Here is a 14891-nt window from a genome sequence, read left to right on the forward strand (position 1 = left end):
CTTATTATTTCTTTTTTCTAATTACAACCTCATCTTTTAATTGGTAACAAGAATTTGCTCGTCGCATACCAAAGATACGACCATTTTTTGCTTCGTAGTTTACATAAAGTTTTCCGTTTTCTAACCAAGCTTGTTGCAAACCATCTTCTTGATCGTTTAACAGGTTTCTTTTTTTAGAAAGTTTACCATTATAAAACCACTGACGCTGTAGACCTTGTTTTTTTCCGTTAACGTAATTAGATTCTGAGGCTAAATTACCGTTATTCCAAAATGCTTTATAAGTTCCTTGCAATACATTCTGATTGTAGAATGATTGTAATTTAAGCGCTCCTGTTTTATACCAAACACGATATACTCCTTCTTTTTTTCCGTTATAAAAACCCGTTTTTTCTTTTATAGAGTCGTTGGCATAATACTTAACAGCGAAACCATTAAACGGACTATTATTATAATACCAAACCCCCTTATTTCCATTTAAAACTAAACTATCTTTATGTACAATATTTGCTTGTATCTCTATGGTGTTTTTAGAAATAGTGCTCTCCTTTTTTGTTTTAGTTGCAGAATTACAACCAATACAAAGTAGGACACTTATACATAAAAATAGTTTAATAACTTTCATTTAGTAACCTTGGTAAGGTCCAGCAAATGCAATATATGAACCAGTGTTAGAGTATAATTCATTTATAATATGATAGTGATATTCTTCAGCACCATCTGTATATTGTGTTGTACTAGTATGACCTCCTGAAGTATCTAGATCTGTAGGATATGCTCCTGTTGAAATACATTTTCTTCCGTAAAGAAAAACACCATCTAATAATACACCAACTAAGTTATCATCGTCATCTGAAAATGCAACAGGTTCTAAATGATAATGATACACTCCAGGGCCTATATGAGCTCCTGTCCAATCTAAACTAGCAGCAGCAGCATCTAATGTTCCTCCGCCTTCTTGATCATTAAAAATAGACGCACCACTAACTGCAATTCCAATAGTATCAAAATTTGTACTAACCGAACTACCAGATAAATCTGGAGTTGCATCTACTGTAATTGTTACTGCATTATTATTACTTGACATGATAGAAGGTGTCCTTTCTACATCTGGTTCTTCTCTATATAATTCATTTCCTTCTCCCCAATATACGGTTTCATGATCTGGCAAACCTGTAGTTTCAATGATTACAGATTGTCCATCATTAGACAAATATATGTCTGTTGCGTCTGTATTAAATGCTCCAAATGCTGCATGTAAAGTTGCCGCTATTCCATCTTCAGAGTCGGCATCAGTATCGTCTGAATCGGAACTATTACTAACATAACCATCTGGTTGGGTTGCTGAAGTAATTGAAACATTTAGATTACCAAAACCATCTCCATCTAAATCTTGATACCAAGTAAACTCTACTATTTCTTCGTCTTCACTAGAACCATTATCGTCACTTGAGCATGCAATAAACCCTATTACTAAAAATAAGGATAGCAGGGTAATTTTAAATAGGTTTTTCATCTTATAAATATTTAGTGTTTTATTTTTAGATGCATTAAACAAAAAAAACTTGCGCTATTTTAAAATTTAATTTCTGCCTCCTTGTGGTCTTCCGCCCTGACCACCTCCTCTTTCTGGCTTTGGAGCATTTTCTAATTCTTCTTTAGAGATATAATTATCTTGGTTTGTATCTATTTTTGAAAACTGTTCTTGTAAAGGACCTTTTGCTTCTTCTTTAGAAATTTTTCCGTCTTTATCTGCATCCATTTGAGCTAATATTTGTGCTGTATCTGGGCGTTCTCCCCTTTCTTTTTGCTGTTCTTTCTTTTCTGTTTTTTCAGTAGTGTTACTTTCTATATTTCTTTTGTCATTACTTGACTTGCAACTTGTAAATATTACTATTGAGGCAACTATTACTAAGTTTAAAAATTGTTTTTTCATATACTCTTTTTTAATTATTTTAAGGTCTATTCCTTTTTTGTGTTTTTTCTATTTCGGCTTTAGATAAGTAACCATCTTTATTAGCATCCATTTTATTAAAATCTTGTTTCAATGGTCCTTTTACTTCTGTGGCCGAAAGCTTTCCATCTTTATTGGTATCCATTTTTTTTATAATTTCGGATGCATCGGGTCTTCCTGCTGTTTGATTTCCTTTTGGCCCTCTTCTTTCTCCATTAGGTGGAGGTCCTTGCTGTTCTTGTTCCACTTCTCCCATTACACAACGACCAACATATGGAAATTCGTTAGTTACTAAATACATATAATTACCATCTATTTCTATACCGTTGCATTCGTCTAAATCTCCATAACCAGCTACATATTCATAATCGGAACCATAAGTACCATCATGATGCCCTTTAGCTTCGATAGTGATAGTTCTATGTGTAGTATAAGTACAATCTTCACCTTCTCTATCGCCATCTACAAGTTTAAAGCTTGACTTGTATTTACCACTTTTAGAATAATACATAGGGAATCCATCATGAGCAAAACCAATATGTACTAAATCCTTTCCTGTATCAAATGTTTCAATCATTGAAGTTGGTGTACCATGATAATGGTATTCTCCTGTAGGTTGAACATGTGCATGATTAAAATCTAAGCCTAAATCTATTACATTCTGTATGGCTTCTACTCGATAATTTTCTCCTGTTTCACATACTACAACTTCGGCTGTTTGTGGTTCAAATTTCACTCCATTTAAGGCGATTCCAGGTTCTCGCATCCATTGAGATTTCCCTGTGTATTTTGGTTTTATTGGAAAGCTATAAGTCTTGTTTTGCTTAGAAATGGTATTGGGATTTCCTGGGTTTGGAAAATCTCCCGTTTTATGATTCGGTAAGGAATTAGTTATCATGACACGTTGATCGCCAACAATAGTAACCTTAGTTTTTGTTCCGTAGGCTGTATCTTCTACTTCATAATCACCAAAATAATCTGATGTACTACCTGTATTAATACTGTGTTTATGATTCTCTTCTTCATGCGAATGACTCTCTAACCCGTCATGACTATGTGAGCTACTGTTACTTTTACAACCAATAAAACCAGTCACTAAAAGAATACCAAGGAATGTATTTAGGTTTTTCATTTTAATATATTATAAATTTATCTCTTAATTACACTTTTTCACCATTCTCTTCTTTAATATCATTATTAAAGAAAGAGTATAACGAACAGTTTCTTTTTTGTTATTTGATGTGTGTTAGCCTTTTACCGAAATTGACCCAGAAACACCATGTAAACATCCTAATATTTGGTTACTTCCAGCATCTCCTGCATGGTAATGGTAACCTCTAATATCATCATAATGTCCATTACAAGTATCTAGATCTTTATAGTTATTACCATTTTTATCTTTATGTGCATAAATACCAAATCCATCCATTGCATAACCAAGCATAGGTGCATGAGTATCTTTTTGTTCTATCTCTTTTGTTGCACCAGTTACCGCATGATAATGATAGCCAGCATGTGGATTTACATGACCTCCATGATCATCTAATGGAGCAAGCGTATGCGCAGCAAGAATAGCGTGTGTTGGTGCTGGAGCTTCGAAATTAACACCATTAAAAGCGATACCTATTCCATCTCTTCCTAATTTAGAAGATGTTTCTAAATACAAAGGTTTTACAGGTATAATGTATGTAGATTGTTTTTCGCGATAATATTCTGGCATACACTCTACACAATAATTATGGTATTTTTCGTCTACATCAGGTTTTGCAGCACCTTCACATTCTTCTTGCGTTTTTGTGACTTTTATAGATCCATCCTCTCTAAATAAAGCCCACTCTTCATCACTATAAAATTCTTTAAGGTTTGCTATAAAATGACCATCTACATCATATACTTTTCCATCTTTAAACCAAATACCTCCTTTATCATTACCATCATTAATATGCGTAGGACACCAAGGCCCCATTTTATGTTCTTGAGGTTGAGAAGCTGTTGTAATTACATAGCAAAGTGCTTTCGTTCCATTAGATAATGTACGTTCTTCTTGAGTTATTTCGTTAAGTAAACTCTCTTTAATAAATAATGTAGGATTAACATTAATAGTTACATCAAAATCTTTTTGTACATTATTTACTGTATTAATATCATTAGGTGCTCTTCTTTCAGGTCTGGGAGCATTTTCTAATTCTTCCTTAGAGAGAAAACGATCGTTATTTTTGTCTATTTTAGAAAAGTCGTTTAATAGAGGTCCCTTTACTTCTGAATTAGATAATTTACCATCTTTATCGGCATCCATTTCGTCTAAAAGATTTTTAGTAGTTGGTCCTTGATTTTCTTCCTTTTGTGGCGCAATTTCTTCCACAGACTTTGTTGTATTTTGCTTACAGTTTACTAATAGAATACTAAACAGTAGTAAGATTACAAATTTTAACTTTTTACAATAATTCATATTAATTGATTTTTAATCTCTTTGTTTTCTTTTTTTCTTAGGAATGTCATTTTTCTCGAAAAATATCTTTAATTCTTCTACATCTAATTCTGCATCCTCATTAGTATCTATTTCATTAAATTTTTCGGATAGGTCTTTATTTCCTTTTGCAGCAATTTCTAATTCATTTAATTTTCCATTTCCATCATCATCAATCTGTTTTATTAATTTTTCAGGATCCATTTTTTTTGGTTTTTTTCTATTATTTAATGAATCTTCAAGTTCTTCTAAATCTATAAACGTATCACTATTTGTATCTATCTCATTAAAATCTTCCGCAATTTTTCCTCTTTCATCATTTGACGCTTCCTCTATATCAATAAGGTTATCTTTATTTGTGTCTAACTTTGATAAAATTTGTGAGGCATCTGGTTTACCACCTTCTCGATCCCCTCTTCCTCCTCCTTGTCCTCTTCCTCCACCTTGCCCTCCTCCTGGAGGTCCTTGAGCAAAAACACTAATTGTAAGCAGTAATGTAAAAAGTGTAAATGTTATTTTTAAGTAGTGTGTTTTCATATTTTATTTATTTAAGTTGTTCGTATTTTTTTTCCAAATAAGAAAAATAGGTATCATTAAAAATGGCCATAAATAGTTTTTATTAAACACCTTTTCTCCTTTAACCATAATATTATTTTTAAATACTACTGTAGTTTTATAGTTATTGATTTCGTTTAAAATTACTTTACTAGTATTTTCATTCAATACCAATGAAAAAACAGTTTGATGATGCTTATTTTGAACAAATGCTTTTATCTCTACATCTAGACTTTCAAAGTTTTTAGGAAGTTGCGAAAGGATGAATTTAACATCTGTTTGATGGTTTCCAAGTTTTATTCCACCATCTAGTAGTGCTACCGATTTATTATTTATATTTAAATTAAAATTTTCTTTTAAATATTTTATAGCTAATTGTTTGTATTCTATACTAGATAATGTTTCCAAATCTATATTCGAATAGTGTTTTTTTAGAGCTTCATTTAAACCACTTTGGCTTAAACTAATATTTAAAACACTTACACCTTCATTAACCTCTAGATAATACATTGCTGACAAGGGATTATGAGCAAATACACTATGTAAAGTAGCAAAAAAAACAAATATAAAAATTCTATATTTTTTCATTTTATTCCAATCTAAAGTTATTTGTTGCTGCAACACCTTTTAAGCATTTTGGTACATTAGGAGCTTCAGTATTACTTGCAACATAATGGTAGACACCATCTGGAAACTCTGTTGTACTTCCTGTAATCCCTCCACATTCATCTAGATTAGAAGGTTCCACTTGATACGCATATATAGGAAAACCATCTTTTGCAAAACCTATGAGCTTAGTTCCTGAAACTTGATTTACTAAAGTACAGCTAACATCATCTATTTCATTAGCTTCAAGAACTTGATTCATTGTTTCAGCAACAAAATGCCAGTGATAATATCCCACAGGATCATGATGTCCTCCACACGGGTCTAATGAAGGTATATTTCCTGCAATTTCATTTCCAGGATTAGCTACAGAAGGCGGATCTCCATTAATTGGTACACCATCCACAGAAACACCAATTAACTCTACGGTATCTATAGTGTTATTACTCGAAGCTAATATTGGTGATGCAGGAATTAAAAATATTAATAATAAATTATTATCTGGAGCTGCTTCAAGGCAATAGGAATAATCTTGATTCACTGGCCCAGAATTAAAATCATCTATATTAATATTACCAGCGTCATCAACAATGTCATAACCATCAGTTTCCATGGCATTAAAAAGACTAGCTTTCATTACTTGAAAACCTGGGTTTGTAGCTCCATCATAAACTCCTAAGCCTCCAATATCATTAATAGTTGTAGGACAATAAGGACCATTATCAACAGGGTTACTAGTAAAAACTAACTGATAGCAATCTCCAGTAGACCCGTCTTCTAAAGAGCAGTCTATTTTTTCAAAAGAAACAAGAGATGTAGCATTAAAATACGCTTCCTGTAAGATATCTTCAGACAAGTCTACCTCATAACTATTAATACCATTATCGTCACTACTACATCCAATATAAGTAAAAATGGATAAGAAAATGCTTGTGATTCGCATTATTTTCTTTGAATTCATAATTGTATTTTTTTGAAAACTAAAACTTTTAACAACAAGCTAGCGCCTAACATAACGAGTAAAACAAGTAACAATTTATATGAAAAAAGGCTAGCCTCTTTTATTGTTTCAACAACAAATTTATTTTCATTTACTACTAATTTTAAAGTATGCTTGTTTTTATTATTAAGTATAAAATGTTCTTTATTAAAACCGTTTTTTAAAAGTACTAAAGCGCTTTTATTATTATAAACATCTTGGAAAGTACTATTTTTAATGGCTACATTTTTAAACTCTGAAGGCACACCAAATACTTCAAAAACCACTTTTGTTTCATGTCCTAATTTGACAATTCCTGGACTTAATGTTATGTTTTGATTATTATCAAATTTAATTTCTAAATTATTTTTAACAAGATCTAAAACCATTTGCTGAAACTCTTCAGGTGTTTCATACGATGCATAATGAGTTTTAACTTCGTATTGAAAAGCGGTTAATGATGCACTAATTTGAAGTATCCATGTATTATTTTCTTTTTCAACCAACAAGGTTGTAGATGTTTCTGGCTGATGTGCAAAAACGGAAATATTAAGAAATAGGAAAATAAATACTATTTTTTTATAAAGCATAATTATAGTTTTTAAAATGGTTTTAGCTATTTAATCCATTGCATAAGCACCTTGTAAGCCATTAATAAAATTGTTATTACCTGCATAATCTACGTGATAATGATAACCACGAGTATCATCGGTATGCCCAAGTAAGGTGTCTAAGTCATTATATTCGTTACCATCTGAATCTAAATGCTCATAAATACCATGACCATCTAATGCATAACCAATTAAAGCTGCATGTCCATCTGTTTGTTCTATTTTAGTACTAAAACCAGTTGCAGCATGATAATGGTACCCTTGATTAACATTAATATGACCTCCAGCATCATCAAATGGAGCTAAAGTATATGCACCAAGGATGTTGTCTACAGGTGCTGGTGCAGAAAACTCAATACCATTTAGTGCAATTCCTCGAGTTGAAGGAACTGTATTAGCTTGTCCTCCAGGGCCTGTAGCAAAAAACACAGCATTATCTTGTAATACAGGAGTTATAGGTATAAGCCATGTTTGTGTTAAATCTGCTATATAAGAAGGTAAACACTCTACACAAAAGTTTTCGTATTCATCACCAACATTAGGATTTGCTGCATTGATACAATCTTCTTCAGTTTCAGTAATATAAATATCACCATTAGCATCATACATTTGCCAAGTTGTATCGTTATAAAATGTTGCCATATTTTCTACAAAAGCACCATCTACATCATACACTTCACCATCTTCTAACCAGATTCCTCCAGCTGAAGCATCGTCTGAAATATTATCTGGACACCAAGGCCCCATTTCATGATCTGAAGGAGCACTACTTGTTACTATTTGGTAGCAATTTGTAGAAGTACCATCGGATAAGGTACAAGGAACTGTTGTTATAGTTACAGATCCATCAGCAGTTGAAAAATAAGATGCATCAACTAAAACTACAACATCATCTGTGTTTGTATCCTCTTCTAAATCGGATAACGTATTACCATCGTCACTACTACAAGATAGCGTGCTAGATATTAGTATAATTAATAATAAACTTTTAAAAAATAGCTTTTCCATAATTTTAGTTTTTAAGTGTTTTATATTTAGATGAATTATTATAAAAATACTTGCGCTTACAATTTGTATTTTTATAAACTGCTTAATTCTTTATTCAATTTAAAGGCAATAGTTTCTGTTTTAATCTTTAAAACTTTACTATTTAACAACTGTATTTCTGTTTGCAAAAGTCTATCTATCAATGCGTTTTGATATGACCTGCTGTTTAAAAGGGATAAATAATTAGATTCTTGAGAAAAAGATTTCGCTTTTTTAAAATCTAAACCACGTTTCGAAATGATATCGATTAAAGACACATGTGATTCTATTGCTGGCTGTAAACGGTTAACAATAATGTTTTCAATTTTATTTTCTTGACTTTCAAAACTATCTAATTCGTTAGGATAAGAAGCGATAAGATCTTTTAATAAAATACTTTCAATAAATTCGAACTTATTGGTGCTATTTACAGAGTTTATTGCGCCATTATGTAATTGTGTTGTTTTATAATTTAGCGCAACAATTCCTTCTTTTATTTCATTTGTTAAATCTTTTTCTTCTAATCCGATACTTTTAATAGTTGTATTTATACTTTCTAAATCCTTTGTATATCTTGCAATAGAAGAATCTAAAAGAATTAAATTAGAATTTAACTCTTCATTAAGGGATTGATAAATCTTAAACTCTACAATTTTATTTTTTCGTATTTCATTTAAGTTATTAATTTTCCATGCAATTAAAATACCAATAACGATTAGAATAATTTCTCCTAACGCATAAGCTATATAGCTTTTTGTTTTGCCAGAAATCAAGACGATACGTCTAATTTTTCTAAAAATCTTCATATTTAAAACTCTTTTTTAGTTATGGTTATAAGTATAAAAAAAGCTTCATATTTACGTATGAAGCCTTTTTTTTAACTAACTAATTCAAAAAAACTATACTTTATTTTCTTTTCCCTCTTCCTTTTGGTTTAGGAGCTTCTTCTAATTCTTTCTCTGAAATAAAACCATCTTCATCTGTATCAATTGTAGAAAATTCATCTTTTAAAGGTCCTTTTACTTCATCTTCAGAAAGCTTACCGTCTTCATTGGCGTCCATTTCTTCTAACATTTCACTAAATGTAGGAGGAGTTCTTTGCTGTCTGTCTTGCGATTGTGCAAAACTAGAGTTCGACATACATACTGTTAATGTAAATACGAATACTATTGTTTTAAATGTGTTACTTTTCATAATTAAAATATTTTATTGTTATGTAGTTTTAGATGCTAGTATATGGATTTACTTGTGGTGTTTATTGTTAAATAAAAGCCAAAAAAAAACACCTCATTACGAAGTGCTTTTCTATTTTTATTTAAAATCTTTAGGAGGCGGAGGTCTATGGCCATCTTTTCCTTCTGGACCTCTTTGCCCATTTCGAGGTGGAGGTCTATTTTCTCCCTCTCCTCTACGAAGCGCATCTTTTAATATTTTTTTTAATTTTTCTTTTTGTTTATCATCACATAAATCTTGAAGACTTTTAAAGTGGTAGAATATTTCTGTCTCAATGGCTTTTTGCTTGTTTCCAATTAACGATGTTATAGAGTCTACAGTTATTTCATTTACTACGGAAGCATTAGACATATTATTAAATAAAGCATCTTTTAGTCCTCTTAAATCGTCGTTAATTTGCATCATTTTAGCATGATGTTTATTATTTAAGATTTCAAAATCTTTAGATTGAGAATCACTAAAATTCAGTTCTTTTTTTATAAAACGAATAGGGTCTTTAGCTCCTTTATTTTGGTTTGTACTAGAATTATTCAAAAAATTAAATAGGAAAAATCCATTTACTAGTATTAAAAAAGCAAGTAAAATATATAAAATGGTATTTTTTTTCATGTTAATTAATTTAATAGCGAATTGTCTTCATTAACAGATAAACCATACGATTCTGCAAACTGATTTACATTTTCATCATAGGTTGTTACTTTTAACTTGGTAAAAGCGATTACATTTATTGCAACGACACAAACCAAAGTCGCAAATTGCAGTTTTGGTGAAAACCAAGACCAAGCAATATTTTCTTCTTCCTTTTGAGAAAACAATCGTTGCATGGTTTTATCCTTAAAAAAAGGGGAAACAGTAACTTGTTCAATAGACGTAGCTGCTTTTAGCGTACTATCAATCTTTTCTTGTATGTTATTATTAGCGTTCATATATATTAAGATGCAAAAAAATTAAAAAACTTGCGCTTATTTTTCATTTTTATAAAAATGTTCTAATGATACTTGTAAATTCTTTTTAGCTCTAAATAATAAAGACTCGATAGAGCTAATACTCTTTTCTGTAATCTCACTAATTTCTTTATAGCTTTTATCGTCAATTTTATTTAATGTAAATACTATTCTTTGTGCTTCTGGCAATTTATTGATAGCGTAAAACAAAGTATTACTAGTTTCTTTTTGCTCTAGTACAATTCCTGGATGGTTTATTTCTGTAAAATAGTTGGTTTTATCTATTTCTATATCGTTTCCGGTTAGAGATTGCAAAAAAGCAAAACGTTTTTTAGTATTCTTTTTTCGAATAAACTCTAAGCATTTATTGGTTGTTATTCTATAAATCCAAGTAGATAACTTAGAATTCCCTTTAAATTTATGAATGGAATTAAAAACTTCTACAAAAACATCTTGTGCTATGTCTTCGGCATCTTCTTTATTAGGCACAAAGGAGATACAAGTAGCAAATACTTTTTGCTGAAAAAGATCCATAAGCTTTCCATAAGCAAATTGCTTTCCTGCTCTTAAGTCATTAATAAAATCTTGTTCTTCCAAATACTTATATTAAAAAGTGTAAAGTATAAAAAATAACTTAAACTGTTTTTTGTTTTATTTTAATCCCTAGTTTTTTTTCTATTTCTTGTACTCTAGAAAACTCATTAGCTAGTATTAAAGCTATAGATTCGCCTTTTTTACCTGCTCTTGCAGTTCTTCCAGATCTGTGTGTGTAATATTCTAAATGTTCAGGTAATTGGTAATGTATAACAAAACCTAAATTATTAACATCAATACCTCTAGCAGATACATCTGTAGAAATTAATATTTGCAAACTAGTATTTTTAAAAGCACGCATTACTTTTTCACGATCTCTTTGTTGCATATCTCCTTCAAGAGCACCAACATTAAATCCTTCTTGTTGTAATTGATGTGTTAAGGCTTGTGTACCAGCTTTAGTTTTACAAAAAATAATACCACGTTCTTCCGTTCTTTCTTCTAAAACAGATACTAATACATTTATTTTATTTTGCAAGGTAGTTTCAACAAAAAAGTGTGCAATATTGGCATTAACAAGGCTGTTTCTATTTATTTCCAGTCGTACAGCGTCTGGTTTTATATAACGTTTTACAATATCTTTTAAGGTTTCTGGCATGGTTGCAGAGAATAACCAAGTGTTTTTTGATCCTTTAGTTGTTTTTAAAATGGTTGTTAAATCGTCTTTAAACCCCATGCTAAGCATCTCGTCAGCCTCGTCTAAAACCAAAGTTTCTATGTTTTTTAAATCAATAATATCTCTATTAATTAAATCCACCAAACGCCCAGGAGTTGCGACAATAATATGCGTGGTACGCTTTAGGTTTTTAATTTGAATATCAATTTTTTCACCACCATAAACACCTTCACAAAATATTTTTGTATCGTTATACTTTGTAAATTTAAAAAGTTGTTTTTTTATTTGTTGCACTAGTTCTCTGGTTGGCGACAAAATTAGTGCCTGTATCTCTTCTTTTTTGGGGTTAATATTATGGAGAACAGGCAATCCGTAAGCTGCAGTTTTCCCTGTTCCTGTTTGTGCTAAACCAATTAAATCTGTTTTAGAATTAATTAAAATAGGAATTGCTTGTTGCTGAATTTCTGTAGGTTCTTTTATGCCTAATTCTTTTAAAGATTTTACATAATTTTTATGAATACCTAACGCTGAAAATGATGCCATATTTATATATTTTTCTCTTAATTTATCCTTGTAATTTATAATAACCACACTTTAAATAAGCGCCTTCTGGAAAACCTACTGGATGATCTGTATCGTGCTCTGTTTTTAAAATCACTTTATAATTTCGATTAGATGCTCTTAAAACCTGTGCATTTATATCGAAAAAAGTTTGTGCTAGTATTCTGCTAGAACAAGAAGCTAAAACTAATAAACCGTTTTTTGCTGTTAATTCTATACCTAAACTTGCTAATTGCGCATATTTTTTCTTTGCTAAATCTATTTCGCTTTGTTGTTTAGCAAAACTTGGAGGATCTATAACTACAACATCAAAAGTAATGTTATCTGTTATTAACTTTTTCATTGCTACAAAAGCATCACCTGCAATCGTTTTATGTTTGCCAGAATACGTATTTAATTCCCCATTAGCAACCGCCATTTCCAATGCTTGTTTACTAATATCTAAGCTAGTAACTTCTTTAGCTTGATTCGCTAGTGCATGTACCGAAAAACCACCAGCATAACTAAAAACATCTAAAACGGTTTTACCACGACTCCACTCACCTACTTGTTTTCGGTTTAATCTATGGTCTAAAAAATATCCTGTTTTATGTCCATGAATTACATTTGCCGAAAATTGTACGCCATGCTCTACAAATTGTACTACTTCATTTGTTAAAACACCATAAACGACTTCTCCATCTTTTAAATCATGCGCTTTACTTTGTTCTAAGCTTCTGCTTAAACGTAAAACAACCGTATTACAATTGCTTACTTTTATTAAAGATTCTAGAGTATTTTGTAAATAATTTAGCCAAATTTCAGAATATACTTTTACCACTAAAACCGTATCATACACATCGGCAATAAAACCAGGAAAGCCATCATTTTCGCCAAAAAGTAATCTATAACTATTGGTATTCGTTTTTAATAAAGAGCTTCTTTTAAGAAAAGCTTTCTTTATTTTCTGATTAAAAAAAGTAGCATCTATAGCAATGGCTTCCCCATGATGAATCATTTTGATTCGAATAGGTGAAGCTAAATCGAATAAACCAAAGCCAATTATTTTGTTTTTATTCTTCCCAAAAATAATCGCTAAATCCCCAGTTTGTGGTTCTTTATTCGTTTTTATTATACTATCCGAAAAAACCCAAGGATGTTTTTGTATTACAAACCTCTCTCCTTTTGCATTTAATTTTACTGCAATACGTTGACTTGTTTTTAAAGTAGAAAAAGTTCTTTTAAAATGCATAAAAATATTTTTGTAAAAGTATGAAATATGCAGCTAGTGATAGGTAGTAATTTGTAATAGATTTAAAATTGTTAGATATGTTAATTATTGATTTGTACAAGTCTAAAAAATCTGCTGTAACGTATATAAAATATAATTTTAAAAACTTAAAATATGAAAACTCTATTAATTACCCTAGTTACTATTGTGTCTTTATCATTTTCTAATATTCAAGACACGTCTACAGTTCATGCTACATTTGATGGTATTGAAAATGAAGCTTATTATTTTAGTGATGATGAAGATACTGTACATGTTTTTGATACTGTTTCTGAAGAGGTTACAAAAACGTTTGATCTTACAGATGAAAAATATAATGGTATGAAATTTAAAATCACCTATTCTACAGAAACTATTATAGACGAAATGGAAGATGAAATTATAATGCTAACCATTGTAAATTTAGAAACTTTAACAAAATAAATTATCTTTTTAAACTTCTATAAAGCAGCCTTTTATTAGGCTGTTTTTTTTTATCTAATTAAAAACATAGTCGTTAAATAATCTATTACTGCTTTTTATGCGTAGATAAAGAAAACAAAAACGATATATTTATTATGAAAAAAAATTCAATACTATTACTTGTTGCTATTGTTTTAGCTTCTTGTGTTTCTAAAAAAAAATATCTTGCTTTAGAAAATGAAAATGGAGAGATTAAAAGTGAATTAACTAAAACTAAAGTAGAAAAAGAAGACCTTGAAAGTAAGTTTGCAGCGATACAAGAACGTGTAGACCAATATAATACTAAAATAAACACTTTAGCTTCTTTAAATAATTCTTTAAGTGAAGAGAACAACTCTAAAATGGAAAATGTAGCTGGAGTTGCTATAATTTCTAATAACACCAAAACAAAGATGCGTGAAACGCTTACTAAAGTAGATCCTTACTTAGTTAGCCAAGCTAAAACCTTAAAAGACTCTATGGATTTAGCGGTATCGTACAACTTAAAGAAAAAAATGAATACAACATCTTTTGATGAAAGTGATGATATTGCAATTAATATAGATGAAACTGTAGTAATGATTTCAATTTCCGACAAAATGCTGTTTAATTCTGGAAGCTATAAAGTTGGTAATAAAGCAGATGCTCTTTTACAAAAAATTGCAGATGTAATAAATTCGGAGTCTAGTATTGATGTTATGGTAGAAGGTCATACAGACGCTAGAAGTATTAATACAGATAAAATACAAGACAATTGGGATTTAAGTGTTTTACGAGCTACTTCAGTTGTAAGAAAATTACAAAACCAATACCACGTTGCTCCCGAAAAATTAATTGCCTCTGGACGTAGTAGTTATCAGCCATTAGTGAGTAATGATACTCGTGAAGATAGAGCAAGAAACAGGAGAACAAGAATCATTATCTTACCAAATATTGATAAATTCTTTGCATTAATGTCTGCTGAGAATTAAGACCATTTATTTGATAAATAAAAAAGCAACCTAAAACTTAGGTTGCTTTTTTTGTATAATCTATTA

At 30.5% G+C, this 14891-nt stretch carries 19 protein-coding genes; 2 read left to right on the plus strand and 17 right to left on the minus strand.

Annotation, left to right across the window (positions count from 1 at the left end; genetic code table 11):
- Window positions 1–4: 4 nt before the first annotated feature.
- From ACVC3Y_RS10860 to ACVC3Y_RS10940, 17 genes are all read right to left on the minus strand, one after another.
- Window positions 5–622 (minus strand): toxin-antitoxin system YwqK family antitoxin, encoded by a 618-nt coding sequence (locus tag ACVC3Y_RS10860; protein ID WP_303423445.1) that lies wholly within the window; start codon window positions 620–622, stop codon window positions 5–7.
- Window positions 623–1513, minus strand: coding sequence for a YHYH protein (locus ACVC3Y_RS10865; RefSeq protein WP_452226900.1), 891 nt, complete (start codon window positions 1511–1513; stop codon window positions 623–625). It lies immediately after the preceding gene.
- A 66-nt stretch (window positions 1514–1579) separates the two neighbouring features.
- Entirely contained in the window at window positions 1580–1933 is a 354-nt protein-coding gene (locus ACVC3Y_RS10870; protein ID WP_452226901.1) for an EF-hand domain-containing protein, read from the minus strand.
- A gap of 19 nt (window positions 1934–1952) precedes the next feature.
- Window positions 1953–3083: a YHYH protein gene (locus ACVC3Y_RS10875; RefSeq protein ID WP_452226902.1), complete on the minus strand. Its 1131-nt coding sequence runs from the start codon at window positions 3081–3083 to the stop codon at window positions 1953–1955.
- Window positions 3084–3197: 114 nt separating this feature from the next.
- Window positions 3198–4400, minus strand: coding sequence for a YHYH protein (locus tag ACVC3Y_RS10880; RefSeq protein ID WP_452226903.1), 1203 nt, complete (start codon window positions 4398–4400; stop codon window positions 3198–3200).
- A 12-nt stretch (window positions 4401–4412) separates the two neighbouring features.
- Complete coding sequence (locus tag ACVC3Y_RS10885) at window positions 4413–4955, minus strand: EF-hand domain-containing protein (protein WP_452226904.1); 543 nt, start codon at window positions 4953–4955, stop codon at window positions 4413–4415.
- 3 nt (window positions 4956–4958) lie between these two features.
- On the minus strand, window positions 4959–5561 hold the full coding sequence (locus tag ACVC3Y_RS10890; RefSeq protein WP_303423457.1) for a hypothetical protein: 603 nt from the start codon (window positions 5559–5561) through the stop codon (window positions 4959–4961).
- A gap of 1 nt (window position 5562) precedes the next feature.
- Window positions 5563–6540, minus strand: coding sequence for a YHYH protein (locus ACVC3Y_RS10895; protein WP_452226905.1), 978 nt, complete (start codon window positions 6538–6540; stop codon window positions 5563–5565).
- Complete coding sequence (locus tag ACVC3Y_RS10900; RefSeq protein ID WP_452226906.1) at window positions 6537–7148, minus strand: hypothetical protein; 612 nt, start codon at window positions 7146–7148, stop codon at window positions 6537–6539. The genes ACVC3Y_RS10895 and ACVC3Y_RS10900 overlap by 4 nt, the downstream gene beginning before the upstream one ends.
- Before the next feature lie 30 nt (window positions 7149–7178).
- The gene (locus ACVC3Y_RS10905) at window positions 7179–8177 is read right to left on the minus strand and encodes a YHYH protein (protein WP_303423463.1); all 999 of its coding nucleotides are present in this window, start codon (window positions 8175–8177) and stop codon (window positions 7179–7181) included.
- A 71-nt stretch (window positions 8178–8248) separates the two neighbouring features.
- On the minus strand, window positions 8249–9001 hold the full coding sequence (locus tag ACVC3Y_RS10910; RefSeq protein ID WP_452226907.1) for a DUF6090 family protein: 753 nt from the start codon (window positions 8999–9001) through the stop codon (window positions 8249–8251).
- Window positions 9002–9101: 100 nt separating this feature from the next.
- Window positions 9102–9389, minus strand: a complete 288-nt coding sequence (locus ACVC3Y_RS10915) for an EF-hand domain-containing protein (protein ID WP_452226908.1) — start codon at window positions 9387–9389, stop codon at window positions 9102–9104.
- A 117-nt stretch (window positions 9390–9506) separates the two neighbouring features.
- Window positions 9507–10037, minus strand: coding sequence for a Spy/CpxP family protein refolding chaperone (locus ACVC3Y_RS10920; RefSeq protein ID WP_452226909.1), 531 nt, complete (start codon window positions 10035–10037; stop codon window positions 9507–9509).
- Between the two features lie 5 nt (window positions 10038–10042).
- Window positions 10043–10354 (minus strand): hypothetical protein, encoded by a 312-nt coding sequence (locus tag ACVC3Y_RS10925; protein WP_303423471.1) that lies wholly within the window; start codon window positions 10352–10354, stop codon window positions 10043–10045.
- Between the two features lie 36 nt (window positions 10355–10390).
- On the minus strand, window positions 10391–10969 hold the full coding sequence (locus tag ACVC3Y_RS10930) for an RNA polymerase sigma factor (protein WP_303423473.1): 579 nt from the start codon (window positions 10967–10969) through the stop codon (window positions 10391–10393).
- A 37-nt stretch (window positions 10970–11006) separates the two neighbouring features.
- Complete coding sequence (locus tag ACVC3Y_RS10935; protein ID WP_303423476.1) at window positions 11007–12125, minus strand: DEAD/DEAH box helicase; 1119 nt, start codon at window positions 12123–12125, stop codon at window positions 11007–11009.
- A gap of 22 nt (window positions 12126–12147) precedes the next feature.
- On the minus strand, window positions 12148–13374 hold the full coding sequence (locus tag ACVC3Y_RS10940; protein ID WP_452226910.1) for a class I SAM-dependent rRNA methyltransferase: 1227 nt from the start codon (window positions 13372–13374) through the stop codon (window positions 12148–12150).
- Window positions 13375–13527: 153 nt separating this feature from the next.
- On the opposite strand from ACVC3Y_RS10940, the gene ACVC3Y_RS10945 reads away from it, so the two are divergent.
- A complete protein-coding gene (locus ACVC3Y_RS10945) occupies window positions 13528–13836 on the plus strand; it encodes a hypothetical protein (protein WP_452226911.1) in 309 nt (102 codons plus the stop codon).
- 134 nt (window positions 13837–13970) lie between these two features.
- The gene (locus ACVC3Y_RS10950) at window positions 13971–14825 is read left to right on the plus strand and encodes an OmpA/MotB family protein (RefSeq protein ID WP_303423482.1); all 855 of its coding nucleotides are present in this window, start codon (window positions 13971–13973) and stop codon (window positions 14823–14825) included.
- Window positions 14826–14891: the final 66 nt, after the last annotated feature.

This window comes from Lacinutrix cladophorae (genome assembly GCF_053604645.1).